The 25,440-nt window shown below is 40.3% G+C and carries 29 protein-coding genes and 1 pseudogene; 18 read left to right on the plus strand and 12 right to left on the minus strand.

The window, feature by feature from the left end:
• Positions 1 to 104 precede the first annotated feature (104 nt).
• From dfrF to FGS84_RS19010, 4 genes are all read right to left on the minus strand, one after another.
• The gene (gene dfrF, locus FGS84_RS18995; RefSeq protein WP_002322211.1) at positions 105 to 599 is read right to left on the minus strand and encodes a trimethoprim-resistant dihydrofolate reductase DfrF; all 495 of its coding nucleotides are present in this window, start codon (positions 597 to 599) and stop codon (positions 105 to 107) included.
• Between the two features lie 307 nt (positions 600 to 906).
• Positions 907 to 1,386: an MGMT family protein gene (locus FGS84_RS19000; RefSeq protein ID WP_002322212.1), complete on the minus strand. Its 480-nt coding sequence runs from the start codon at positions 1,384 to 1,386 to the stop codon at positions 907 to 909.
• 158 nt (positions 1,387 to 1,544) lie between these two features.
• The gene (locus FGS84_RS30955; protein WP_171042677.1) at positions 1,545 to 1,685 is read right to left on the minus strand and encodes a hypothetical protein; all 141 of its coding nucleotides are present in this window, start codon (positions 1,683 to 1,685) and stop codon (positions 1,545 to 1,547) included.
• Positions 1,686 to 1,696: 11 nt separating this feature from the next.
• Positions 1,697 to 2,368 carry a helix-turn-helix transcriptional regulator gene (locus tag FGS84_RS19010; RefSeq protein ID WP_002322214.1) on the minus strand — a complete coding sequence of 224 codons (672 nt, stop codon included), beginning with the start codon at positions 2,366 to 2,368 and terminating at the stop codon, positions 1,697 to 1,699.
• Between the two features lie 496 nt (positions 2,369 to 2,864).
• Here FGS84_RS19010 and FGS84_RS19015 point away from each other — a divergent pair, with 496 nt between their 5' ends.
• The 6 genes from FGS84_RS19015 (at position 2,865) to ltrA (ending at position 9,261) form a co-directional block, all read left to right on the plus strand.
• The gene (locus tag FGS84_RS19015) at positions 2,865 to 3,926 is read left to right on the plus strand and encodes a replication initiation factor domain-containing protein (RefSeq protein WP_276508187.1); all 1,062 of its coding nucleotides are present in this window, start codon (positions 2,865 to 2,867) and stop codon (positions 3,924 to 3,926) included.
• Positions 3,926 to 4,129: an excisionase gene (locus tag FGS84_RS19020; RefSeq protein WP_002610247.1), complete on the plus strand. Its 204-nt coding sequence runs from the start codon at positions 3,926 to 3,928 to the stop codon at positions 4,127 to 4,129. The genes FGS84_RS19015 and FGS84_RS19020 overlap by 1 nt, the downstream gene beginning before the upstream one ends.
• A 78-nt stretch (positions 4,130 to 4,207) precedes the next feature.
• The gene (locus FGS84_RS19025) at positions 4,208 to 5,401 is read left to right on the plus strand and encodes a site-specific integrase (RefSeq protein ID WP_009243571.1); all 1,194 of its coding nucleotides are present in this window, start codon (positions 4,208 to 4,210) and stop codon (positions 5,399 to 5,401) included.
• A 287-nt stretch (positions 5,402 to 5,688) separates the two neighbouring features.
• The gene (locus FGS84_RS19035) at positions 5,689 to 6,195 is read left to right on the plus strand and encodes an RNA polymerase sigma factor (protein ID WP_002595406.1); all 507 of its coding nucleotides are present in this window, start codon (positions 5,689 to 5,691) and stop codon (positions 6,193 to 6,195) included.
• Positions 6,185 to 7,111 carry a zf-HC2 domain-containing protein gene (locus FGS84_RS19040; RefSeq protein WP_002595407.1) on the plus strand — a complete coding sequence of 309 codons (927 nt, stop codon included), beginning with the start codon at positions 6,185 to 6,187 and terminating at the stop codon, positions 7,109 to 7,111. The genes FGS84_RS19035 and FGS84_RS19040 overlap by 11 nt, the downstream gene beginning before the upstream one ends.
• A gap of 845 nt (positions 7,112 to 7,956) precedes the next feature.
• Positions 7,957 to 9,261, plus strand: a complete 1,305-nt coding sequence (gene ltrA, locus FGS84_RS19045; RefSeq protein ID WP_024739147.1) for a group II intron reverse transcriptase/maturase — start codon at positions 7,957 to 7,959, stop codon at positions 9,259 to 9,261.
• A 70-nt stretch (positions 9,262 to 9,331) separates the two neighbouring features.
• Here ltrA and FGS84_RS19050 read toward each other — a convergent pair whose 3' ends face one another.
• The 7 genes from FGS84_RS19050 to FGS84_RS19075 all read right to left on the minus strand — a co-directional run bounded on the left by FGS84_RS19050 (position 9,332) and on the right by FGS84_RS19075 (position 13,603).
• On the minus strand, positions 9,332 to 9,736 hold the full coding sequence (locus FGS84_RS19050) for a hypothetical protein (RefSeq protein WP_138309999.1): 405 nt from the start codon (positions 9,734 to 9,736) through the stop codon (positions 9,332 to 9,334).
• Positions 9,737 to 10,094: 358 nt separating this feature from the next.
• Positions 10,095 to 10,913: an IS3 family transposase gene (locus FGS84_RS19055; protein WP_242828604.1), complete on the minus strand. Its 819-nt coding sequence runs from the start codon at positions 10,911 to 10,913 to the stop codon at positions 10,095 to 10,097.
• Positions 10,903 to 11,250 (minus strand): transposase, encoded by a 348-nt coding sequence (locus FGS84_RS31580; RefSeq protein WP_002595409.1) that lies wholly within the window; start codon positions 11,248 to 11,250, stop codon positions 10,903 to 10,905. Before FGS84_RS31580 ends, FGS84_RS19055 begins: the two co-directional genes overlap by 11 nt.
• 266 nt (positions 11,251 to 11,516) lie before the next feature.
• Positions 11,517 to 11,966 carry a hypothetical protein gene (locus FGS84_RS19060; RefSeq protein WP_002595411.1) on the minus strand — a complete coding sequence of 150 codons (450 nt, stop codon included), beginning with the start codon at positions 11,964 to 11,966 and terminating at the stop codon, positions 11,517 to 11,519.
• A gap of 67 nt (positions 11,967 to 12,033) precedes the next feature.
• A complete protein-coding gene (locus FGS84_RS19065) occupies positions 12,034 to 12,720 on the minus strand; it encodes a DUF4367 domain-containing protein (protein ID WP_002595412.1) in 687 nt (228 codons plus the stop codon).
• Positions 12,713 to 13,252, minus strand: coding sequence for a sigma-70 family RNA polymerase sigma factor (locus tag FGS84_RS19070; protein ID WP_002595413.1), 540 nt, complete (start codon positions 13,250 to 13,252; stop codon positions 12,713 to 12,715). Before FGS84_RS19070 ends, FGS84_RS19065 begins: the two co-directional genes overlap by 8 nt.
• 6 nt (positions 13,253 to 13,258) lie before the next feature.
• Entirely contained in the window at positions 13,259 to 13,603 is a 345-nt protein-coding gene (locus FGS84_RS19075) for a helix-turn-helix transcriptional regulator (protein ID WP_002595414.1), read from the minus strand.
• A 205-nt stretch (positions 13,604 to 13,808) separates the two neighbouring features.
• Between FGS84_RS19075 and FGS84_RS19080 the strand changes: the two genes are divergently transcribed.
• The gene (locus FGS84_RS19080; protein ID WP_002595415.1) at positions 13,809 to 14,054 is read left to right on the plus strand and encodes a BhlA/UviB family holin-like peptide; all 246 of its coding nucleotides are present in this window, start codon (positions 13,809 to 13,811) and stop codon (positions 14,052 to 14,054) included.
• 15 nt (positions 14,055 to 14,069) lie between these two features.
• Here FGS84_RS19080 and FGS84_RS19085 read toward each other — a convergent pair whose 3' ends face one another.
• Positions 14,070 to 14,606: a sigma-70 family RNA polymerase sigma factor gene (locus FGS84_RS19085; RefSeq protein WP_002595416.1), complete on the minus strand. Its 537-nt coding sequence runs from the start codon at positions 14,604 to 14,606 to the stop codon at positions 14,070 to 14,072.
• Between the two features lie 268 nt (positions 14,607 to 14,874).
• On the opposite strand from FGS84_RS19085, the gene FGS84_RS19090 reads away from it, so the two are divergent.
• The 11 genes and pseudogenes from FGS84_RS19090 to FGS84_RS19135 all read left to right on the plus strand — a co-directional run.
• Positions 14,875 to 15,270, plus strand: a complete 396-nt coding sequence (locus FGS84_RS19090; RefSeq protein ID WP_038292831.1) for a hypothetical protein — start codon at positions 14,875 to 14,877, stop codon at positions 15,268 to 15,270.
• A 796-nt stretch (positions 15,271 to 16,066) separates the two neighbouring features.
• Complete coding sequence (locus FGS84_RS19095) at positions 16,067 to 16,525, plus strand: sigma-70 family RNA polymerase sigma factor (RefSeq protein WP_002595419.1); 459 nt, start codon at positions 16,067 to 16,069, stop codon at positions 16,523 to 16,525.
• A gap of 620 nt (positions 16,526 to 17,145) precedes the next feature.
• On the plus strand, positions 17,146 to 17,523 hold the full coding sequence (locus tag FGS84_RS19100) for a type II toxin-antitoxin system PemK/MazF family toxin (protein ID WP_002595420.1): 378 nt from the start codon (positions 17,146 to 17,148) through the stop codon (positions 17,521 to 17,523).
• A 17-nt stretch (positions 17,524 to 17,540) separates the two neighbouring features.
• A complete protein-coding gene (locus tag FGS84_RS19105; RefSeq protein WP_002595421.1) occupies positions 17,541 to 17,891 on the plus strand; it encodes a hypothetical protein in 351 nt (116 codons plus the stop codon).
• A 32-nt stretch (positions 17,892 to 17,923) separates the two neighbouring features.
• Entirely contained in the window at positions 17,924 to 18,064 is a 141-nt protein-coding gene (locus FGS84_RS30960; RefSeq protein ID WP_157405761.1) for a hypothetical protein, read from the plus strand.
• A 225-nt stretch (positions 18,065 to 18,289) separates the two neighbouring features.
• Positions 18,290 to 19,405, plus strand: coding sequence for a tyrosine-type recombinase/integrase (locus tag FGS84_RS19110; RefSeq protein ID WP_002595423.1), 1,116 nt, complete (start codon positions 18,290 to 18,292; stop codon positions 19,403 to 19,405).
• A gap of 18 nt (positions 19,406 to 19,423) precedes the next feature.
• The gene (locus tag FGS84_RS19115; RefSeq protein WP_002595424.1) at positions 19,424 to 21,154 is read left to right on the plus strand and encodes a tyrosine-type recombinase/integrase; all 1,731 of its coding nucleotides are present in this window, start codon (positions 19,424 to 19,426) and stop codon (positions 21,152 to 21,154) included.
• Positions 21,155 to 21,158: 4 nt separating this feature from the next.
• A complete protein-coding gene (locus FGS84_RS19120; RefSeq protein WP_002595425.1) occupies positions 21,159 to 22,670 on the plus strand; it encodes a tyrosine-type recombinase/integrase in 1,512 nt (503 codons plus the stop codon).
• Complete coding sequence (locus FGS84_RS19125; protein ID WP_002595426.1) at positions 22,636 to 23,019, plus strand: DUF6262 family protein; 384 nt, start codon at positions 22,636 to 22,638, stop codon at positions 23,017 to 23,019. The genes FGS84_RS19120 and FGS84_RS19125 overlap by 35 nt, the downstream gene beginning before the upstream one ends.
• A gap of 296 nt (positions 23,020 to 23,315) precedes the next feature.
• Positions 23,316 to 25,076: an ABC transporter ATP-binding protein gene (locus FGS84_RS19130; protein ID WP_171042678.1), complete on the plus strand. Its 1,761-nt coding sequence runs from the start codon at positions 23,316 to 23,318 to the stop codon at positions 25,074 to 25,076.
• Positions 25,077 to 25,182: 106 nt separating this feature from the next.
• Positions 25,183 to 25,437 (plus strand): annotated as a pseudogene (locus FGS84_RS19135) (ABC transporter ATP-binding protein); the annotation flags it as partial.
• Positions 25,438 to 25,440: the final 3 nt, after the last annotated feature.

Raw genomic sequence — 25,440 nt, forward strand, 5'->3', positions numbered from 1 at the left:
GCCAAAACTGCTTTTTCGTTTACCCCATCATTGATTCTAACCTAAAGAATTTGTCTTACAACAATTTATATATGCATAAAAAGCAATATATTTATGAAAACACCCTAAATCCAAAATCTACTCAATTCATTTTTCCTTACATAAAATGTTCTCGTATATTTCACTTCCTCACCAAGTGTTTCCCCTATCAAAACTTCAAAATCATTGATATCAAATTCTGGAAAGAATGTATCTCCATCTTCAATATTTAAATCTACTTCTGTGATATACATTTTATCTACTATTTGCAAAGCTTCCTTAAATAGTCCATATCCACCAGATATGTATACATCTCGTCCTTTAGCCAATAATAATGCATCTTCTAATGATTTAACTGAAACTAAATTATCTCCTTGATACTCTGTTGTGGTGGAAACAACAATATTCATTCTATTAGGCAACGGATGACCGATTTCTTCATAAGACTTTCGCCCCATAATAACCACATTACCCGTTGTTAACTCTCTAAATTGCTTTTGTTCTCCCTTTATTTTCCATGGTATATTACCATTCTTGCCTATAACATTATTCTTTGACCTCGCAACAATCAAACCTATCATCTATTTCATCCTCCATAATATGATGTCGTACCTGTGATTCCATCAAGTGCACCACATCTTAACAAACTCAAAATTATCTCGAACTAACCAGCTCGACAAATTCTAATTTGTCCGTTTCTTCATATCCACATTATATCATTTTCATATCTGCACCACAATAAAATTTTATGCACCGATAATCTTATTGAACAGCTCTAACAAACACCATTTCATCACTCCAATCTGAAATTTAGGTATGAAAAAAGCAGTCAATCCTAAGACTAACTGCTTTGTGTATAGAGATATGAAATTGTGAAATAGAATTTGCCTATTTCAAATCAAAAAGAGAATTTTCATAGTCCTTTACATAGTATCGTATATTTTTACGCCCCTTTTGAATAATGGTATGTCCCTCTGCTTCTAATTTTTCTTTCTGTGCTTCAATACCATTTGGATATTTAGCATTTAATTCTCCGTTTGCTTTTAATGTTCTCCAATAGGGTGTTTCATCTTCGGAACGCTGATAACTCGCCCACGCTACAATAGAAACAAATATACCCGCTGTAATCGGCTCTGTAAAATCTGCACCACTCAATTTTGCAAAGTGTTCTCGTATTTTTCCAACCGTAATCACTTTACCATACGGAACTTTTTTCATTACTTTGTCATAGTCAATCGGGGGAGCAAAATACATTTTGTTTCCACCATATTTCTCAATACTTTTCTGGTCTATGATAATTTGAAATTTTGGCATATCCTTACTATCATGCAACATAGCATTAAAATCTTTTTTATCTTCATTTGCCATTTGTGCCACCTCCTACTTTAAGGATAGTCTGTTTCTTATTTCCATGCAATGAGGCTGTTTGAAAATTATTAACACTTTCAAATTTGTCGCTTTCTTCATATCCATATTATAACAGTTCCATATATCCGCCACAATAAAAATCAGCATACCCTTAGCATTTATGGAACAAAAATGCACACTTTTTCTTTCTTCCTCTTGATTACCCCACAACAGAAAAGAAAAAGCCCTGTCAAGAGCCTTGCCACCATTGGTGGTGCTTTGCACTCTTTACTGGGCTTTTTGTTTGCTGTATCTTCCATGCAAGAGGAAATTAAAGACCTCTGTTCCATTTCGCCTTTAGATAATCTTCATAGTCTGCTTCATTGAAGTCTACTTGTGGAGAAGTGTCGGGAATGTTGTTTCTGTTGTCTATATCCGCAAGCTGACGAAATATCCAATCATCATAAGGGTCATGGTATTTATACTCTTTGGGCTGTTCTCTGTATCGGTCTAACCCTCGCATTTCCTTATGCACTTTTATCATGCGTTCCAGTTTTTGACGCTGTATCAACTGCTTGATTTCCATAAGTTCTTCCAACTCCGTAACCTCATTGGTAATGTAGTTATGGATATACTGTATGAGTTTATATGCCTTGTAAAATGTGCATTCTTTTTCATCATCGAAAAATTCATTTTCAGACAGGTAATCTAAGGAAACATTGAAGTCTTGTTCCCGTTTGATAATATCCATGATATAGGGCTCGGTGTGGTCAATATACTTCCATTCTCCCGACAATAATTCATTGGGCGTTACACCCAGCACGTCCATTATCTTCTCTAACGTATCAAAGGTAGGATAATTCACGCCACGTTCAATCTTGGAAAGGCTCTGCATATTGATACCGATTTTGTCCGCAAGTTCCTGTTGTTTCATTCCTCTGTGTTTTCTTATGGTCTGTATGTTTTCTCCTAAGAAACTGATTTTCTTTTCATAATGCTCCATAACTTAGTATAACCGCTCCTTTCGTTGCTTTTCTTGGTATTTATAAGCATATCATACTTAATCTATATCTAAAAGTCAACAAAAACTTCTTGACAAGTAATTCTAATGGAGTTATTATCGTATTAGACAGAGTGATTAAGCACGCTAGGGTCAATCACACGCTTGAGTAAGCATATAAAATATATATTTTCACTTTGATAGCATGAATAAGCATGGACTATCAGACCGAAAATAAGGTTTCTGACTGGGGCTGTTCCGTTTAGCCACGAGCCTTACAAGGCTCGTGAGCGTTAAGAACGGGGCAGACACAGGAAGAAAGGGAACGCCTTTAGGCGTTCGTAAAGGGCGTATATGTAACACCGCCCTGCGTATACATGTCATAGTACCTAGAAACTGTGATAAATAAAGGAAAAAACACAATTTTTACCCCGCAAAAAAACGGGGCATACGAAAGGAGAAATGCACTATAACTACACACAAAAATTTATCCGTTAAGATTGATTACATCAGCATTGTATTTGAAACGGCAACCGCTGAAGATGTAATCATGCACATTTTAGATTTACCGACTGACATTTTCAATGTTTATCCAGCAATGATAAAATTCAAGACTTATCAAGCACGCTGGCAGATTGGAGATATTTATGTATCGGGGGACGCAAGAAAGACAGAGGATAACCCACAGGGGCTAGGCTGTTATCTTGTTATGACTGGCAGAGGTTGTGATGATATTTTCCGTATTCTCGACAGTAGGAATTATACCTTTGGGGATATGTTTCGACGCTGTGAGCGAAGATACGGACTGGATAACTTTCATTTCACAAGACTTGATATTGCCATTGATGATAAGAACGAAAAGCCATTCTTTACCATAGAGCAGATAAAGAAGAAATGCGAAAAAGAGGAATTTATTTCTAATAGTGAGGGCTACCACTTTGACGAAAGCAAGTTTGATGATTTCGACACCGCAAAGACTGTTTATATCGGTGCTGGTAAATCGGGATTATCCTACCGCTTTTATGATAAGGATAAGGAAGTCTGTTCAAAACATAATAAGACACTTGATGAAGTCGGCAGTTGGAAACGGACAGAAATGCAACTGCGTGATGATAAGGCTCATGTTTTTGCCATGACATTCAAAGACAGACCGCTGGAACTTGGGGAACTGGCTTTCGGGCTATTAGCAAACAACCTACGCTTTGTCGTGCCAAACAGAAATGAAAGTAATAAGAGCAGATGGAAAACGTGTCGGTTTTGGGAACGATTTTTAGGGGCTGTGGAAGTCTTGAAACTGCAAGTACCGAAACTACATAATTCCCTTGAGGAAACACAGCAATGGCTCACAGAGGGTGGCGTGATTTCTGCTGTCAAAAGTTTTTATTTCTTAGAAGAACATGATGCATTAGGTGGACTGGAAAAAGTGGGAACTATGCTTGACAGGGCAAGATACAGCAGTTCCCTTTCCAGTAAATTAACCGCCCACTTACAGAGGATAGACCGCACCGACCTTATCCCCTATATCCAGTATGACACGAAACATGGGAAAGGGGGTATCTGATGAATAACAACGATATTCCCGTATGGGAAAAATACACCCTTACCATTGAAGAAGCGTCAAAGTATTTCCGTATCGGAGAAAACAAGTTAAGACGCTTGGCAGAGGAAAACAAGGACGCTGGCTGGCTCATTATGAATGGCAACCGCATACAGATTAAACGCCGACAGTTTGAAAAGGTCATTGACAAATTGGACGCAATCTAATGCAAATGAGCCTTGTATGTGTTATGATGAATACAAGTCATATCAAGGCTCTTTCCAACAAGGAAAGGAGCAGACACCATGAAAGAAAAAAGACGGGATAGCAAAGGACGTATCCTGCATACTGGAGAGAGCCAACGAACAGACGGGAAATACTTATATAAATATGTGGACGCATTTGGAAACACAAAATATGTGTATGCTTGGAGATTGACACCCACAGACCCGACACCAAAGGGAAAACGGGAAAAACCCTCACTTCGTGAACTGGAACAGCAGATAAGACGGGATATTGAGGACGGTATCGACAGCACAGGCAAGAAAATGACGCTTTGCCAACTCTACGCCAAACAGAACACACAGAGGGCAAACGTGAAGAAGAGCACACAGAAACAACGGGAACAGCTCATGCGGTTATTGAAAGAGGACAAGTTAGGTGCTAGGAGCATTGATACGATAAAACCCTCTGACGCTAAGGAATGGGCGTTACGCATGAAAGACAAAGGCTTTTCCTATAACACCATTAACAACCATAAACGCTCGTTAAAAGCGTCATTCTATATCGCCATACAAGACGATTGTGTAAGGAAAAACCCTTTTGATTTCAAGTTAAGTGAAGTTATAGAAAATGATACCAAAGAGAAAGTCGCATTGACAGAGGAACAGGAACAAGCCCTACTCTCATTCATCAAGGCGGACAATGTGTATCACAAGTATTATGATGATGTGCTGATACTGTTAAAGACAGGACTTCGTATCTCGGAACTGTGCGGACTGACAGTAGCCGATATTGATTTCAAGAATGAAGTTGTGATTATCGACCACCAGTTATTAAAGAGCAAGGAACAGGGCTACTATATTGAAACGCCTAAGACAAAAAGCGGAGCAAGGCAAGTGCCATTAAGCAGAGAAACGATACAAGCATTTCAACGGGTTATGAAGAAACGCCCAAAGGCAGAACCATTTGTGATAGACGGACGGGGCAACTTTCTATTTGTAAATCATAAAGGCAAGCCCAAAGTTGCGATTGATTACAATATGCTTTTTGTCCGTATGGTAGAGAAATACAACAAGCACCATAAGGACAATCCCTTGCCACATATCACACCGCATACACTACGCCATACGTTCTGCACAAGGCTGGCAAGTAAGAACATGAACCCAAAAGATTTACAGTATATCATGGGACATTCAAACATCAGTATCACAATGAACTGGTATGCTCATGCGTCCATAGATACTGCAAAATCAGAGGTTCAGCGTCTAATCGCATAGAAGTATTTACCACGATTTTAACCACGCTTGATAGCGAAAATATAAGAAGATAGACCTAGATATGTGAGGTTTACAACAAAAGCAAAATGCCCGTAGAGCCGATAAAATAAGGCTTTACGGACATTTAAGAAGATATAAAAAGATAGTCAAAAAGACATATATAATTTACAGGTAATGTTTTACTGTTCCGTGTTAAAACATAATAAAAATATATAGAGTATTCTGTAACAATATAATAACTTAATTGTCTTATTGGTGTATTTACCTTAAAATAGAAAGGAGTCGATATGGAAAACGAAACATTTAGTGAAATATATGAAATATATGCCAAGCAGGTATATCATTTCTTGTTACATCTAAGTGGAAATCATAATACCGCCGAGGAACTTACGCAAGAAACTTTTGTAAAGGCATATCTGAATTTGGATAATTTCCGAGGAGAATGCCGCTTATATGTATGGCTATGCCAAATTGGCAAAAATCTATATTTTAACTATATAAAAAAAGAAGCCCGCTATGCTCCAATAAGTGAGATAATCCATATGCCGTCTGAAGGTCAAAGTGTGGAAGATATGGTCTTGTCAACGGATTCGGTCAACGAACTTATGCGCGCAATATCAGAATTACCCGAACCATATCAATCCGTTTTTGTATACCATGTTTTTTCACAGATGTCTTATAATGAGATAGGAACTATGTTATTAAAAACAGATACCTGGGCGCGAGTTACATATTATCGTGCCAAAAAAAAGTTACAGTCAATTTTAAAGGAGGAAATGCGCTATGAAATGTGAAATTATAAAAGACCTGTTGCCATTGTATATAGAGAATTTATGCAGCGAGGCAAGCAGGATAGAGATAGAAAATCATCTGGAAACATGCAAGGAATGCCAACAGGAATATACACAATTACGTCAAGATTATATATCAAAAACCAGTAGCCAGACGACAGAAGATTTTCTTGAGGAAAAAGCCTTGTTTGATAAAAGTAAGCAGGAAATCAAAGAATCATTTGTAAACAAAGTCATTAAAAAATTCTTTACAGTAATATCTATATTAGGTTCGTTTATAAATGTGGCAATGGTTATTATAACTTTCATAATATATCAATATAAATATCCCAAACTTTATTTTAAAGAACTGGGGTCTACGCAGATATTGATATTGATTTTACCGTTTCTTCCTACAATATTAGCATTAATAGGAAGAACTATTATTTGGAAATGTAAAAAATATAAATTTTTATCCAAAATAGTTTTGGTTGGTACAATACCTGCTATTTTGGCAGGCGGTTTTTGTACACTGTTTTTTATGTTAATTCCCCCGGTTAGTTCTACGACAAAAAACTTGTCAAACTATATGAAGATTGACGGCGATACGGAACAGTTTGAAAGCTGTGTAAACAGTTTTTTCCCTAACCAAATACCAGTTAGTGCTAAGCAGGCAGATTATTTCTACCAAAGGTACTCATCTTTTTTTGAGGAAGAGGTCAATATGGAAGCTTCTTGGATTTTGACACCATTGGAATATGATACCATTAAACAACAGGCATTGGAACTCAGGCAATTTAAAAATAGTCATTTATCCGAAAGTGGGGGAAATGGAACCATTCTAGGTACACTACAACCTGAGAATGTTACGATTGTATTTGAATATAATGATAATATTAAAAAAGTTACTTATCGGGCGTACACAACTAAAAATTATTAGTCAATTTACGGACAGCAAGCTGCTTTCATGCAACATGCTGTCCGCTTTACTAAGTAATTAAGCTATCTCGGTTCAGCAGGTTTGCTTCAACAATGATTTGCTCACTCTCTTTTCGGGTTAGAAAAACCAGATATCACATTGTCCTTATATGAAATCGTAAAATATCTTTGCGAGCAGGCAAAGCAAACAGCCTGGGGATATTGTTGTATGTGCTGTCTATCCTGAAGGAGCATTGGCTGGTCAAGCAACTATCATTTTCGATTCAAACCGACAGTTAAAAAGCATTGCATATGAATAACCAAAAAGTTGTCACGGAGTCACCGTGGCAACTTTTTTGATTTGTGTGCCAAGCATGGCACTAATCTTGCTGGTGAAAGTCCAGCCACGGGTTTTTACCGCCAAGTGTAGCGAATCACAAGTCGGTATCAGTAATGATATAGATGGAGGAAGTGGTGTAGCAAAGTTCTTGAGCCTACGAACAGAAACTTGATAAGGCGATTAGGTGGGGAAGGCTGCAAACCAAGCCGAAGCCCAAATGGTAAACGTAAACCGAAGTTGTAAATCAAGAGGTTGTGGAATGAAAGATTAGTGTCTTACCTTGGGAGACCCTACCCACATATCGTAAGATATGGTCGAAAAAGGTTTGGGGAGGGAGTCAGATGAAGTCATAGTAGGGGTAAAAGCCGAAGGACTGAAACGATTTATAGTACGAATCGTTATTAAAAGAATGATGCATTAGCCAGAAATCAGATGGACTGGAAAAGTAGGAACGTAACCGAGGAATACTGTCTGGATCGAGAGGGGTGATGTGCATAAATTTTGTGATAATAAGAGGAGTAACAACAATGGAATTAATAGATGTGATTACATCAAAGGAAAATCTAAACAGAGCTTATAAGAAAGTAGCAGCGAATAAAGGGGCAGGTGGAGTTGACGGAATGAAAGTCGGGGAACTTGGTGCATACATCAAAGGAAACAAAGACGAAATTGTTCAATCAATCAGAAACCGAACCTATATGCCCAAACCAGTACGAAGAGTTTATATTCCGAAAGATAATGGAAAAATGAGGCCATTGGGGATTCCAACGGTTTTAGATAGAGTAATACAACAAGCGATTGCTCAGCCAATTATAGATATTTATGAAGAAATATTCAGTGAATTTAGCTATGGTTTCAGACCTGGAAGAAGTTGTCATGATGCCATAAAACAAGCACTGGAGTATCTGAACGAGGGATATGAATGGGTGATAGACATAGATATAGAGCAATTCTTTGATAAAGTAAATCATGACAAATTAATTCAAATTCTTAGAGAGCAAGTGAATGACAGTACCACATTGCACCTGATTCGGAAATATCTGAAAGCAGGAGCAATGGAAAAAGGGCTGGAAAAAGCAGCAATAAGCGGAGTGCCACAAGGTGGTCCCCTGTCTGTTGTGCTGTCAAACGTATATCTTGATAAATTAGATAAGGAACTGGAACAAAGGGGACTTCGGTTTACGAGGTACGCAGATGACACAATAGTATTCACTAAAAGTGAAAAAGCAGCCAACAGAGTAATGAAATCCATAACAGAATGGATAGAAAGAAAGCTGTTCCTAAAAGTTAATGTTACAAAAACGAAAGTAGTCAGACCAACAAGAAGTAAGTATCTTGGCTTCACTTTTCTCAAACATGGAGGGGAATGGAAAGTAAAACCCACAACAGGAAAGAAAAAGAAACTGAAACAGAAGCTAAGTGAATACCTTAAAAGAAATAAAGCGATTGCACGACCGCTGGCTGAAACAATAAAACGAGTGAATGAAATAGCGAGAGGGTGGATTAATTATTTCAGAATCGGAATGATGAAACAATTTATGGAAGAGTTTGGAGCATGGCTAAGGCACAAGATGAGGGTGATTGTTCTAAAACAATGGAAAGTGCCTAAGAGAATATACAAAAATCTGTGCTATTTAAACCAGAAATATAAGTGTGGATTTGACCATGAAGCCATATATAAGGTAGCAAACTCAAGGCTCGGTTGGTATAGACGAAGCGGAATGAATGTTGTTAATTATATAATCAGTCCGGAAGTACTGGAAACAAGAATAAAGGACGGAGCAGGACTGCTCAATCCTTTAAACTATTATCTAAGAAATGTTGGAATATAGGTTGTAGAGCCGTATACGAGACCCGTACGTACGGTTCAATGAGAGGGAAATAACACTCGCTGTTATTTCTCTACTCTATTAAATCTATATGAAACAATAAAAATACAGAAAGCGAAAATAGGTTTTCTTTTGATATAAGACCTTTTGCCTCAAAACCGGGAAGATACAGAAGCTCAGAAGTAGAAAACAGCCAAAATGTTCGGGCTCGAATAAAAAGAAAAATTTCTAATAAGGGCCTGATAATTCCGATGTTTCCAAAATATAAATACATGGTCATTGTTACATTCATGATTAAAACAAATAGCCAATAATAAAATCCAATTTTAAGAAGCAAATAGTTCTTTATTAAAATCAATAATACAGATTGGCTAATCAATGTTGTTACTGTGAAAAACAAAAGTAATTCTTTAGATTGAATTATATCTATCCAAAACACGTGACCAGATATATTCATTACGGCAACAAAAATAGCCACAGGAAATTACTCTCAAGTAATGAACAACTACCTACCCGATGTTCCTATCATGAATTATATTATGTTTAAGAGACTGGTACTCTTTTGCTATGAGGCAATTAGGGTAGCAGGGTGTCAGTTTTGGGAAGATGGGATATGATTGATCAGAGCATAACAACTCCTCATTAAACATGACTTGTACGTATTACAGACAAGCACCATAGCTATCGGTTTGAAATTACTATTGGGTAGACGATGGTGGTGTTTGGCGGAAACCGTAGAATACCACTGCTCTATAGTGGTTCAGTTGTCAAGACACAAATTTAATCTTTTTATAATGAACCGATATATGTAGTTGAGAAGGGGAATAATGCTCCCCTTAGGCTGCATAGTCAATCAACAGTGCTGGATAATAACAGGAGGCCGGAGTTTGGTTATTGATGGCGGAATGGCAACGTTCAAAATTGTAGGTATGTATATATTTGCCAACCGCTTTCCGTGCCTCGCGGATATTGGCATACTGGGTCAGATATGCTTCCTCATACTTAAAACTGCGGAACCATCTTTCAATCATGATATTATCTGCCCAACGGCTTTTTCCATCCATGCTCTGACGGATGTGGTTCTCCTTGAGAAAATTTATATATTCGTTGCTTGTAAACTGGCATCCCTGATCAGAATTCAGGATAACTGGTTTTGCTGTTTTAAACGCTTTTTCCAATGCATTGATAACCATTCTGGTATCCAGGGTATCATCGAATTCCCAGCCTACAATGCAGCAGCTGTACCAGTCGATTACAGCTGTCAGATACAGGAATCCACGCTTGATGGGGATGTAAGTGATGTCGATTGACCATGCCTGATTTGGACGGTCGATAACGGCATTGCGAAGCAGATACGGGCAGACTTTTGCCTGTTGCATACGCTTAGAAAGGTTCATTTTTGGATAGATAGGATCAATCCCCATTTCTGTCATGTAGCGGCGTGCCTTCCGGCGGCCAACTTTATGACCACGCATTTTCAGTTGTGAAGACATCTGACGGGCACCCCATGCCGGATTGTCTGTGTGTAAACGGTCTATAATTGCTTTACAGTCCAGTTCTTCCTCAGAGACAGGAGTTCCATTATAATATATGCTGGTGCGATTAATATCAAGCAATCTGGCACCTGTTTTGACCGGGAGTTCTTTAGACTTCAAAAGGTTTCGGACTAAATTTACTCTCGTAGTCAGGTTCAAGTGTTTCTTCAGATTTTTTTTTCAACCAATCCACCTGCATGGTGAGTTGGCCAACTTTTTTGGCATATTCGGCTTTTTCCCTGCGTTCCGAAGCCAGCTTCTCTTTCAGGTTATCTTCCCGTGTATCGTCAAAGACAACGGAAGCTTTATCAAGGAATTCTTTCTTCCAATTACGGAGAAGATTTGGTTGAATGTTATTTTCAGTAGCAATCGTATTTAAGTCTTTTTCTCCCTTGAGCAGTTCAATAACAAGCTCAGATTTGAATTTAGCAGAGAAATTTCTTCTTGTTCGTGACATAATAGTAATCCTTCTTTCTGTATTGGTTACAGTATATCAGATTCATTATAAAATGTCTCGGAAAGTGTCTTAAATTACGATACCATTATGCTCCAGATCTGGGTCATGGAGCGGTTTATAATTTGTGAATATGTAATCTGGTTTTATACCTACATTAAGTATGAAAAGGGCGGTCTCGTAATTTAGAGAGCCGCCCTTTTAAAGATGATTTTCCGTTATTATAAAATAAAATGGGTTATGATTTTTATGTTAACGCTATATTCTGTTTAATAAGAACCATAATTACGGATACTGATGGGTTCTGACCCGTCAGCCGCATACGCCGTACCTGTAAATTCTATTTTGTATTTACCAGAGCCACTGGATTTCAGATAACCAGTATACCAGATGTCATTGCCCTCTAATCGAAGGGATTCTGAATCGATTTTCGTATATGTTCCGGATGCTGTCTGCTTGTATAAAACTGCTGTACCGGATACAGAGACAAGATTAGGTCCCTGTATATTTAAATCATACTCAGTACCGGAGGCGCTTGGATACACACCAGTGTCAATTGACAGTACATAACGATAACGAGGGGTTACGGTTCTGTCATCAGTTTTAGAAACAGTCGCATAGTCATTGCCCGTACTTGCTAACGCAGTTGTTACGGGTATGGTGGCTGTCATAATGGTTATTGCAGCCATGGAAAGAGGAATAAAGTGTTTGATTTTCATAGTAAATCTCCTTTCAAAATGTATTGTCACTATTTATAAACACATTTTCCTACTTTTCTTCTACAAACTAATTTATATTTTCTGCAATTTTTATCAAGATATCCTTATCTAAAGAGGATTGAAGAAAATAATATCTATTTTCCGTATTCCAGACTATACAATTATCATATGCGCTATTTTGAGATTCAAAAAATGTTCCGGAATAATGTCCTATGCTGATTTCACTGATTAAATAGTGTTCGTTATCAACTTGAGTGGTTCTGTTTTGAAAATAATAAGATAATTTGATGGTTTCTCCAATATCATTTTCAAATTTGACATATGCTTCTCTTTCATTGGAAAATGATTGCGCCATATGAAAGCCTTCCGGTAGAAAGCCAAATTCAACAGGAACCGCTTCATTGTTGGAGGTCGGCTCATAATCAAATCGAATATATTTTTCATACACATAGGTGATTACATTACGGCAGGCTGCTCTCACCTCATCAGACTGTAACAGCAATGCAAAACTTATTCCCATGGCAATAATAATCCAAGAAGCAACTTTACGACTGGATTTTAAAATAGCCTTTGCTTTGGACTGAAAACGATAGCGTTTAATTAGCCTCCGCATAATCAGGTCATAGTGTTTGGGTAAGATAATTTTGTTTATTTCATCTATTGGTGGGTAGTCTTTTATTTGATTTAGACAGTTTTCCTCAACAGCAGCTTTCAGTAAGGACTCCCAAATCTCATCATTAAGATTATTATACATCTTCCAGCGCCTCCAATTGTTTTCGTAACATTATTCTTGCTCGATAAAGCCTCATTTCAACAGTCTTTTTCTTGATATTTAAAATCGAAGCGATTTCTTCGTCTTTGAAGCCATTCATATACTTCAGTTCCAGTACAGCTTTGTAGATGTCATCCAATTTTTGTATTTCATCGGATAATCGGTGGATTTGCTCTTTATTGATAATGTACTCTAAAGTATCATCTGAATCTGTGTGTAGATAAGGCTGGTCTTCCAATGATTCCTCCTGTCTTTTATTACGGCCTCGCAAATAATTTGAGCAGTAGTTCCGGGTTATGGTAATGATGTAATTTTGTGTCCTTTTAGTATTGCCCATATCAATATCGTCCAAATGATCAGCCAGTATAATGTATATTTCCTGAGACAAATCTTCTATGGTATATTCATCCAGGGAATAGCGTTTTAATGTATAATAAATTGTTTTTCCGTAAGCTTCATATATAGCAACAAATTTATCGCGTTCCTGTTGGGTATCAAATACTAAAATCAACATCTTCTCTTACCCCCTTTTACTATAGTAATCCAGTTCAATGGTGATGGCCGAATCCATAATATCTAGGATTCTCTGCTGTTCTTGCTCTGGTAAGGGGGTTAAGCGTTTTTCGATGTGTTTTAATTTTTCCGAGCTATATTTTTTCAGTTCCTTTCCTAAAAGAATATCTACCGATACGTTTAAAGTATTTGATATACTGATTAGGGTATTCAGACTGGGAGATTTTACCCCACGTTCAATATACGAAATAAAAATAGAACTACATCCAACACATTCAGCTAAAGTTTCTTGGCTATAGCCTGCCTGTTCTCTGTACTTTTGTAATTCTTTTCCAAATGCTTTCTTGTCCATTATTGTACAACTCCTGTTCGGTTATTAAAATATTACTCTTGGTATTATTTTAAAGTATACAGAAGTTGCACTTTTTATTGAAATAACCATTGATATTATAAATAGTACTATTAGTTGTGCTTATAAAAAATTATATAATGTTTAGTTTCTATATTTGTGTTTTTAAACTTATTTAATCTATGTATAGAGAGGAGGTCATATAAAATTGGAAGAAATTATAATTCAATTAATACAATCCCAGGGGATATGGGCTGTGCTATTTGTCTTTTTGCTATTATACACAATCAAGAAGAATGATAAGCTGGATGAACTTCAGAATACCAGGGAGAAAGAATATCAGCAGCTATTGCTAGAGCTATCTGATAAACTTATGATTGTAAACGAAATCAATAGCAAACTCGACAATCTTTACGCTCTATATACCAATGGAGTGAATGAACAATCTCAATAAGCCGCCATCGGCGGTTTATTGAGAACCGTCGGTATGTAATATTTTTTTCTTTTTGCGGTTAATATATTGCCGGGTGTATCCTAATTTTTCTCCAATTTCCTCATCACTATATCCCTGCATAATCAAAAATATTATATTACGCTCCATCGGAGTCTTCGTTTTTAAACTGTTTATCAAATCGGTATGAGATATGCAGTGTTCCGTTTCATATTCCGGCGAAATAATAATATTGCTATCACAGTCTAAACTGAAACTGTCTGCCTGATTCTGTTGGGTATCTACACTTAAATGGTATAACTTTGTAAATTTATGTATAATCGACTTCTTTATGTAAGAAATACAGGCATATTCATTATCTATGGTTTTCATCTTGCTAATGGCTTCAAATAATGAAATGCTCAATTCCTGAAGGCTATCTTCATAATCAAGATAGTATAGCTTCCGTGCGTAGGCTTTGAGTAACGGTGAAAAGCGCTCTAATAATTGCTCAAAATATTTTTCGTTTCCGGTATCTAAAAACTTATTGATAAGTAATGATACAGAGTCTTCCATTTTTACTCCTTTTTATTTTATAAAAAGGAATAAATGAGGAATATAGAAACTACTCCATATATATTTTTTTGTCTGACGGATAAGATTACTATACTATTTTTTCACTTAGTTGGTAAGTGTCAATATGGTGCCGGTAAAAGTGCCAATATGGTGTCAATATAAGATTCCTTGTAGAAATAATTTCCAGATTAGTGTTTATTACTGTAAAGAATAGACGGGGCTGTCTATCAGCTACTGCTGCCATAAATAATATATGGGAAGGAATAGGATGAGGATGATGACGGAAGCAGAGTTAAAAGAAATATTATGTGATTTTCACACAACAAAAACACGGGTTGGAATTTTAAAGAGCTGCTTAGATATTCGTTACGATGAGGACACATTAGAGAAATACGATAAATGGTCATTTCAAGTTGAGATTATTATGGATGCTATGGCTATATTGAGTGAGGTGGAGAACTTCGTAATTGATACTCATTTGGTATGCCATCATACATGGGTGGAAACTACAAAATTATTTTCAGAAAAGTATGGGAACAATAATGGAAAATCAGAACGAACATTAAAGCGGATTCAGAGGAAGGCATTAAGGGATATGTTGAAATTTATTAGCAGTTTACCTGTTGAAATTTATTTTAATGATATGCAAATGTTTGTAAAATAACAAATCAATTAGTGGGGGGTTACACAGTCTCACCATGAGTATTTTGAGACAGAGTTCTTCTGTTGCAAGTGAGCTTTAAAGAGTGCATTATGGCAATGCAGCAAGGAAAAGTCAGAGAGAACAAATCCATATTAAAAATTAGTTGGCAAGGCCGCCGTCTACTTATGTGACGACGGTTTTTGCTTTTGTCTGGAAAAGGGGGACGCACATGAAACGATGGATATTGACAGTTGACAATGACAAACAGAGACTTCATGAGGCGCAGAATGACTGCCAGAAATCTAGCGTCCTGCTTTGCGTGTACTGTCCCAAAGTTTTGAACAGCAAGCCGGGAGCGAAGTTTAGCTTGTTATACTTACAGGCATCAAATTGCATCCCCATTCTTAAAATCCTATCCTCTCACTTTTGTGTAATTAGACAGAAACGGGAAGCCACGGCAGTATTCCATGTAATGCAAGCTATGCAGAACGTAGTTTTTGCTTCTGAAAAAAGAGATAACGTGAGTTGTCAAACAACTTGATTGGATGACTGTCAGAGTACAGGGAAACAAACGGGAAAAATATAAGTATGGCATTCCATATTGGACTGTACTTCTTGTCAAGGGAAGTGCAGTCTTTTTTGGTTTGGTAAAACTTTTATTTTTCATCATTGCAAAATATATACTGAAAAAGCCGCCATTCGAAAGAGTCACAGTGAAAACTCCCCGCTCCATTCCAGAGTACCAGCCGCTGCGGTGTCGTAGTCCACCGCTTGTCCTTCGTTTTCATCGCACTTGAAAATGAAGGAGGACAAGCCTATGGCAAAGCCAAACCGAATCCCGGATTACAGAAAGCTGTATCCGGAGGCCAGCGAGGAAGTCATCGCTGTGCTGAAAACCACAGAAAGAAAAATGCAGTACCAAGAGTATGACCTCAAGGCGGAGCAAACCATCGTGGATCAGGATGGGCAGACCGTTACCATCATCCCCAGCCGTGAGGATTCCTATGAACGGCTGTTGGAGCAGGATGAGCAGTTTGCGGAGGAAACCGACAGCGTGGAAGAAATCGCAATCCGCAGCATCCAGTATCAGCAGCTACATAAAGCTCTATCCCTTCTCCCAGAGGATGAGCGTACACTGATTGAGCAGCTCTATTTTGAGGAGCGCACAGTGCGTGAAATCGCTGATGAGAGGGGCATTTTCCACAATGTTATCCAGAAACAGAAAAACCGCATTTTGGACAAGCTCAAAAAAAATTTAAAAAGATTTCAATTTTAGGGTGTACAAGATGCTCTGCCAACGTGGAAGTAAGTGAGGGGGAAAATATCTCTCCCTGTTGATCCTTGAAAAACACTGCCTCCACGGCAGTCATATCCAGCAGCTCAGATACGTTAGCTGTTCATCCCGAAAGGGAAAGCGGCAAGGAGGATACGCCAAGACCACCTGCAGGCAGTCAGAGTGCCTGTCAATAAGATAGCATCAAAGGTGCCGAGCGAGAACTGTCCGTCCAAATGCGGCCTATGGTAAGCCGCCCCGCAATGACCTGAACAGCCTACCATGATACTTCCGTCCAGTCACAGCCCCGCAGACGCGGGAACACGCAATGAGGGCGGCTCCGGGAGATCCCCGGAGGGGTGAGAATCCCATGACGGCCTGCGCCACACCTTAAGTGGCGTCAACCAGAGGCCGGTCTGTGCCTGCTGCCCATAGAGCGCATTAGGGCGCTCTGCTCCGGGAAGTAGTGTCGAATAGGAGCAGGAGAAAACGAAGAACAAATGATTTGATTTCATGATAGAAACTACGGTGGCAGCCAATAAAAGCTGCTTTATCTTCTGGTGTTCGCGGCCGATGGAGGCTGCCGCCGTCCTTGTGTCATGAAATGAAAGGAGGACTATTTTATGCATATTAAAAAAGGCGATATTTTTTATGCAGACCTGACGCCGGTCATCGGCTCCGAGCAGGGCGGTGTGCGTCCTGTGCTGATCATCCAGAATGATATGGGGAACCGCTTTAGCCCGACCGTGATTGCCGCGGCGATCACCAGCAGATCCGGCAAGCACCGGCTCCCTACTCACATCAAGCTGGATGGCAGCTTTCATGGGCTGCACCAGAATTCGATGGTTCTGCTGGAGCAGGTGCGGACCATTGACCGCGCCCGGTTGAAAGAATACATAGGCCGGTTGAATGCAGTCACTATGCAGTATGTGGACAACGCCATCGCGGTCAGCTTTGGGCTGGACGGCATACTGGAGCAGTACAGCGCTTCAAACATATAGCCATAAGGAGGACAGAAATGGGAAAAGGAAAACGTGCTTGGATTTATTGTTCCATAGATGCGCCGGAGGATACACATGGCGCTTTGAAGGAACAGTTTAAAAGCCTCATGGATTATTCGGAGCAGATGCGTTTTGAGGCGGTTGGCAGCTCCAGCGATATGGGGATGGAACCGCTTTGGGAGAGGGAGGGATTTTTACGTTTTATAGCAGCTGTGAAAAATGATGGTGTGGCTGTTCTGCTGATCGTAAGCCGGAACTGCCTGTCGCATTCGTCCCTGCAATTGGCGCAGCTTCAGGCGTTGGCCAGCAGCTATGGTCTGGAAATCTATTCTCCGGCAGAAGGCCGGTATAACCTGTCAATGTTTTAAGAGGAAAGCGAGGCGAAAAGCGATGAAGCAGGATGATATTGAGCCACCTGGCGCCCATCCAGACGGGAGAGAAATCGGCCGGGGAAATTCTGGCGGTGGACAGGGCCGTGGCAGACCAATACTTTGCCGAGGGAGATCAGGCAGTGGCAATGGCAGAATTCATGATGGGTTAGGCCATAGGAAGTGGTCCAGCCCACAGAAGGGAGAAAAAGGCATGGCTTGAATTTTAGGAATGGCGGTCAGCGTTGTCGGAAGCTACGAGACAGACTGAGAGCTGTTGTTGGTTATGCTTGGGTTTCACTCTGAAAATTCAGTGGTTTTTCAGTGGTCTTTGTGATAGCTATGAACGCCGTAACACGGTATACTGTGTATGGCGTTAGGAAAGGAGGCGAGGGAAGTTGAAGCGATATACGGTAGAAACAGCACTAGAGGGAACAAGAAAATACTTTTATATCATGGACTGCGAGACACTGGAAATCGCCTTGCTTCCCAGTAAATATTTAAAGCACAAGATTAAGTCCAATCTATCTCCGAACACGGTAAAGCGGTATGCATTTTCTCTCTGCTACTATCTGGAATATATGGCAGAAAAAGAATGGGACTTTTCTACGGTGTGTGAAATGGAGTATGAGGAACAGAGCAGTCACTTTACCCAGTTTTTGTACTGGCTGAAAGATGGCCGCCATACTGAAAAAAATCAAATAGGGGATACGGATAACGGAACCTGCAACGCATATTTAAAAGATGTGTTCAGGTTCTATCTTTTTCTGACAGAATGTAATTTTGTGCAGGCTCTCCGGGTTCTGTCTTATAACCAGATTACGCTGGCGAATGCAGTCGGTGTAAAACGGACCCTGCGTTCGCAATCCTTTAAAGGTTATATGAAAGCCGAGGAACGGAATGTGCGGGCGGCAGGTGAAGAAGAAATTATAGAGACTTTGCAGGCATGTACCAACAGCCGGGATCAATTACTAATCCTGCTGCTTGCTGAAACAGGATTCCGTATCGGAGAAATCCTGGGCGTGGATTATAGCCGGGACATTGATTACCAGAATCATACGGTAGGAGTATATTTCCGTGACGACAATGAGAATGAAGCCCGTGCGAAGAACGCAGAGTACCGGAAAGGAAAAATCAGTGATGATGCCTTTGATTTTCTGATGCATTACCTGTCAGAGTACAGAGAACTGCTACAGTATGGAAAATATTTATTCATTAACATCTCAGGAAAGACAGCGGGACAGCCTCTGAATGCTGATAGTGTCTATGCCATGCTGGAAAGAGCGGAAAAAAAGACAGGAGTAGAACTAACGCCACATATGTTAAGGAGATATTTTGCAGTCACAAGGTGGAATGCCGGCTGGCCTCTTGAGTTAATCAGCCAGGCGCTGGGGCATAAGCATTTGGATACTACAATCAAATACCTCGGTATCCTGGATGACAAACTGCTAGAGGCAAGCCGTGAATTTTATGCAAAACACTCCATAAATTACGGTATCGGAAGGGTGCCATAGAAGCGGAGGTGATGGTAAATGCCAGCAAGCCAGTTATTACGGCTGGAACTAAAGGAAGATACAAAACAGCTTCGGGAGCAACTGGAGGCGGAACTGGCAGAGTGTAGCGAGGTAGAATCTACCTATCGGAATAAAGTGGAGATATTCATGATGGAATATGGAATCTGGCATATTTCTGAACTGGATTATCCATTAAGGAGGGAGTTTCGGCAGTTCCTCACGGGGCAGATTAAACCGGCCTGTTATTCCATATACGAAAAGGCATTTGATAGGATTAAACAACACTCCATACACAGCCAGATGCGCGTGGTAAACAGCAGAAGGATACAGTTAAAATATGAGAACCAGGTATTTTTTCTGCCTTACCACCCGAACCAGGAACTGGTCAGGAAACTGGATAAGGCTCAAAGGAAGGATGAACTCGCTTGGGACTTTGGAAGGAAAGCTCCTGAAAAGATGAAACGGCAGGTGTTCAGCGTACTGAACTATTTGCTGGAACAGGACAAGGACCGTGAAACGTTACGAAAGCATATAGATTCTTTAAAGATGTTCTATGATTTTTGTGCAGGGGAAGCGATTGAAGATATCGAGCTGCTGGAACTTCAACAATATCAAAGATTTGCGGACTTGCTGAAACCGGGGAAAGAAACAGAAAAAAACATTGGTATCGTGGATTTGTGCCGAAAAATACTATTTCTGCAGGCAGAGGAAATTCATTGGGAAGCCCATGTATGGTACCTGGAACGGTTCCATTTCCAGCCGGAGCGAATCGATTTGTCAAGCCCGGTGGTTACGCTGTCCTTTATAGAAGTTACACATAAAAGGAATCGTGAACTGCTGAAAAAATATATGCGCTATGGGCTTGGAATTACGAATCTGACAATTAAGAATCTGCGTTCAGAAATGTATCATGTGAAGAACTTATTGGTGGAGCTGATGCAGGATGAAATGGCAGATATATGTGCCATTTCATCGGAACAAATGGACGCATATTTCAGAAAACAGCAGGAACGAAGGATACAGGCCGCAACTTTCAATAAAATGGTTATGGGTATCCAACATTTCTTTGATTTTCTGCTGGCTCGAAGATACATTGAAAAAGTGCCGTTCTGTGCAGATTATTATCTGAAAAAAGCTGTCCCCCAGCATCTGGACAGGAGCGTGGAACTGGAGGTTTCCCGCGAAATTTTGCAAAAGCTATATCGGTTTCCAGAGAAAACCCGCCTAATGTATCTGCATCTGTGGAGCATCGGCCTGCGAATCAGTGAGGTATGTACGCTGAAAGGGGATGCCTATTACATACAGGGGAGAGATGCTTGGATTCAAGTTTACCAGATAAAAATGAAAAGCTATAAAAGAATCCCTATTCCTGACGCACTGTATAAATTGATGAAAGAGTATTTAAAAAAGTATGAGATAGGCCCGGCAGATTATGTGTTTCAGAATCAGAAGGGGGGAGCATATAAAAGCAGTACCTTCCGAAGCAACATGCAGAAATGCTGCGTTGAGAACAGTATTCAGAATGGGGAGTACCTGTTTCAATCCCATGATTACCGGCACAGTATAGCGACCTTATTTTATGATAACGGCGTGTCTCTGCAGGGGGTGCGGGATTACCTGGGACATGTTTATGAGGAAATGACACGCCAATATATTGATTATATGCCGAGGAAGCTGGCGAATGCAAATGAAGAATATTTCAGTAAGCATAACAGTCTGGCAGCCAGTTTAAAAAAGGGGAAGGAGTGAGAGGATGGAAAACAGAGTCTATTTATATGATTTATATCAGACAGTTACGGAAACCGATAAAAAATATGTGGCACAAAATCCATACTATGACCTGCAGCTTCTAACATCGCCGGTTATGCAGCGGGAAATGGCGGCTTTTATTAAATACAGGGCCAGCCAGGTAGTACTGTCCACTCTTTATGGAGAGCGTCAATTTTACATCAAAATGTGTACTTTTTTACAGAAACGTGCCAGGCGGATAAGTAGCTTTCATGACCGAAGCATGGAAATATGGCTGCGGCAGTTTAAGGGCTGGATGCTGGAAGAAGGTATCGCCATAATGCATGAGAACCACGGCGTATATGGCAATGTAAGTATGGTGCAGTCCAAACTGGTATGCTATCTGAAGTGGGTGTTGGAATTTTTAGGACAGCAAGACAATATAGTAGAGCAGGAGAAGGATATCTGGGAATTGGATAAACTGGATATACGGATACAGAAAAATCTGGTAAAGAACTTCAAAACGATAAACTTTACAAAGATTTTTCAGCCGGAGATGCGGAAAGAATTAAAAAGAGGGATTTATTTGAATCTGCAGGGCGAGGCAATATCATGTGTACAAAGAGAAATGACGGCTATGCGGCGATTCTCAAAATATCTGTCCGAGAAACAAAAAGGGGTAAAATCCTGCCGGGATATAGACCGGGAAGTTATGGAGGAATACCTGATATTTTTAAAAACGGAAGAAACCACAACAAAGCATTTCCACACAGAGCTGAACCGGCTTAGGGGTATTCTGGAAACTATTGGGAAGATATGTGCATACCCGAATTTGGAAGGACTGTTTTTGAACCGTGATATACCACCCACTCCACGGGCAGAATTCAAGGTTTATTCTGACGGGGAACTGAAGCGGCTTAACGCCAGTATTGTAAAGCTGGATGAACAGTTTGCCAGGGCGATGATAATTCACCAGATGCTGGGTACCCGGATATCTGATACTTTAACGCTGGAAACAGACTGCCTGTATGAATACAGAGGCGAAACCATCATTAGAATACGGCAGATGAAAACCAAGACCTACGAGAAGCCAATCAGTGAAGAACTGGCTTCTTTAATACACAAGGCTATCGATTATACAAGAGAGCGGTATGGGCGAACAAAATATGTCTTTGTAAACGACAACGATCCAACAAGACCTTTGCAATACAATACAATCCAGATAAGGGTAGTGGCCATGATTCACAAGAAAAATCTGAGGGATGATAATGGCCGGTTATTCGGATTCGGAAGCCATATGTATCGGCATTACTATGGAGTAAAGCTGACGGAGATGCACCTGGACGATTTCACAATCTCCAAGCTTCTAGGGCACAGCGGTGTGCGAAATGTAAAATATTACAGAAAGATGAGCAATCAGGTTCTGGCTGATGAAACGCGGCAGGTCAGGCATATGCTGTCAGAGATTATCCTGCAGAATTTAGACGGATGGGAGGCGGAATATGAGCAAATACGAGAAGATGCTGGCCTTGAATAAAAGGGTGAGCGATGAGAAAATTGAGCGGGCAAGGAAAGCAATTATTCAACTGATGGATGAGGGAGAAAGGCTTACAGTCCCAAGATTGATGGAAAAGACCGGACTTTCACGGGGCTTCTTCTACAAAAATTCAACTGTGCGGAAAGAACTGGACCGAGCGCTGGAGCAGCAGGCAGGTATGAGTAATCCCAGAAAGAAAATACTGGATATGGCTATGGACAGTGAAATAGAAGCACTTCACCAGCAGTTGCGAGCCGCACAGCAGGAGAAAGAGAAATTGGTTAAGGAAAATGAAAAACTAAAAAAAGCATTGGAACGGAAAAACAGGGATCTGCTCCGTGGACTTTAAAATATGAAAACCCATAGCCGGCATGCATCGCATATATTTGCTGGTAGTTGTAAAGATGAACAGGTACATATCCTGAAACCGTTAAAAGGAGGGGGATGAATAATATTGCGGTTCAGGATAATCACAAACAACATAGAAGAATAAACGGCACAGTCGAAAGGCTGTGCTTTTCTGGTGGAAAAAAAAGAGGTTTTATGATACACTAGAAAACATCACATAGTGTAGGTCAGTGAAGGCGCTGGATTATACATTGGTGAAATATATAGATGATATGCAGGGATGCGAAAGTAAAAGAGATGAAAACGAGTACATTGCTGAAACGATTTGCACCATATTACCGGAAATATTTAGGAATCATGACAATGGATTTATTTTGTGCCGCGCTCACAACCATCTGTGAGTTAGTGCTGCCATTGATTCTGCGCTATATCACGAACATTGGAATGACCGATTTGTCCGCGCTGACCATACGCACGATTGTGACAATCGGCGCGCTTTATTTCCTGTTACGAGTTATTGACGGCCTGGCCAGTTTTTATATGGCCTATACAGGTCATGTGATGGGAGCGGCCATTGAAACGGATATGCGGGAGGATGCATTTGCACATCTGCAGAAGCTGTCGGATAACTATTTTAACAATACAAAAGTGGGGCAGATCATGTCCCGTATTACCAGTGATTTATTTGATGTGACGGAATTTGCACATCACTGTCCGGAGGAATTTTTCATTGCATTTCTAAAGACGGTGGTGTCTTTTGTGATTCTGTCACGAATTAATCTGCTTTTGACGGTAATCATCTTTGTGCTGATTCCGGTAATGGCAATATCCTGTTCTTACTTTAATATACAGGTTAAAAAGGCATTTAAGCATCAGAGAAATCACATTGGCGAACTGAACGCCAGAATTGAGGACAGTCTGCTGGGAAATAAGGTGGTCCGGGCCTTCGCCAATGAAGATGTGGAGATTGGAAAATTTAACCGTGACAATCAGGAATTTCTGAAAATAAAGCGCCAGACTTATAAGTATATGGCTGCATTTCAGAATACCATCCGTATGTTTGACGGACTCATGTATGTGGTGGTTATTGTGGCTGGCGGTATTTTCATGATAAAAGGACTGATAGCACCGGCAGATCTGGTGGCATATACGTTATATGTGACAACCCTGCTGGCAACCATCCGCCGTATTATAGAATTTGCAGAGCAGTTCCAGAGAGGAATGACCGGCATTGAACGTTTTACAGAGCTGATGGATGCCAATGTTGATATTTTTGATGAAGAAGGGGCGGTGCCGCTTCAAAATGTAGAGGGAGAAATCACCTTTAAACATGTATCTTTTGAGTATCCGGACGACCACACACCGGTGCTTTCCGACATTAACCTGACGATAAAACCGGGAGAAAAAGTGGCCTTGGTTGGTCCGTCAGGAGGCGGGAAAACAACACTGTGCAATCTTATCCCGCGCTTTTATGATCCTACGGAGGGAGAAATCCTGCTGGATGGACAGAATATTAAAAAGGTAACACTCCAGAGCCTGCGAAGTAATGTAGGAGTGGTTCAGCAGGATGTATATCTCTTTTCCGGCAGTGTTTACGAAAACATCGCATATGGGAAACCAGAAGCGACACAGGAAGAAGTCATCAGGGCTGCAAAAATGGCTGGCGCCCATGAATTTATCGAAGAATTAAAGGATGGCTATGACACTTATGTGGGAGAACGGGGGGTGAAGCTTTCTGGTGGACAGAAGCAGCGGATCAGCATTGCCAGGGTACTGCTTCGAGCTCCAAAGCTTGTAATACTTGACGAGGCCACCGCCTCGTTGGATAATGAGAGCGAACATCTTGTGGCTGAATCGCTGGATAAGCTGGCGGCAGGAAGAACAACACTCACAATCGCCCATCGGCTGACCACTATTCATGGAGCTGACCGGATTCTGGTACTTTCAGAAAACCGTATTGTGGAAGAAGGAAACCATGAGACACTGATGAAGCAGCGGGGGATATATTATCAATTATATACTTCAGCCAGCATAGTGGATCAGGCGGTGGAAGGTTAAAATAGAGATTATGCCTTTTATTTTTTGTTGCAAAGCACACAATACACAAATGTGCCTGCCGTTAAGCGCAGAGTTTACAAGGGGTTGCGGGGACGAGGTACATTTTATGGACGAGGCCACATCAGCCCTTGACAATGAGAGCGAATTCCTGGTTTCCCAGTCACTGGAGAAACTGGCCGTGGGCCGCACCACACTTACCATTGCCCACCGTCTGACCACCATACAGGGGGCGGACCGCATTCTTGTGCTGGCGGGAAACCAGATTGTGGAAGAGGGAAATCATGAACAGCTGTTGGAAAAGAAGGGCATGTATTACCAGCTGTACACAACGGCAAACAGGCTGAACCAGGGGATTGCATAAAGG

The sequence above is a fragment of the Clostridium sp. 1001271st1 H5 genome, from assembly GCF_005845215.1.
In the GTDB taxonomy this organism is placed as follows: Bacteria; Bacillota; Clostridia; order Lachnospirales; family Lachnospiraceae; genus Enterocloster.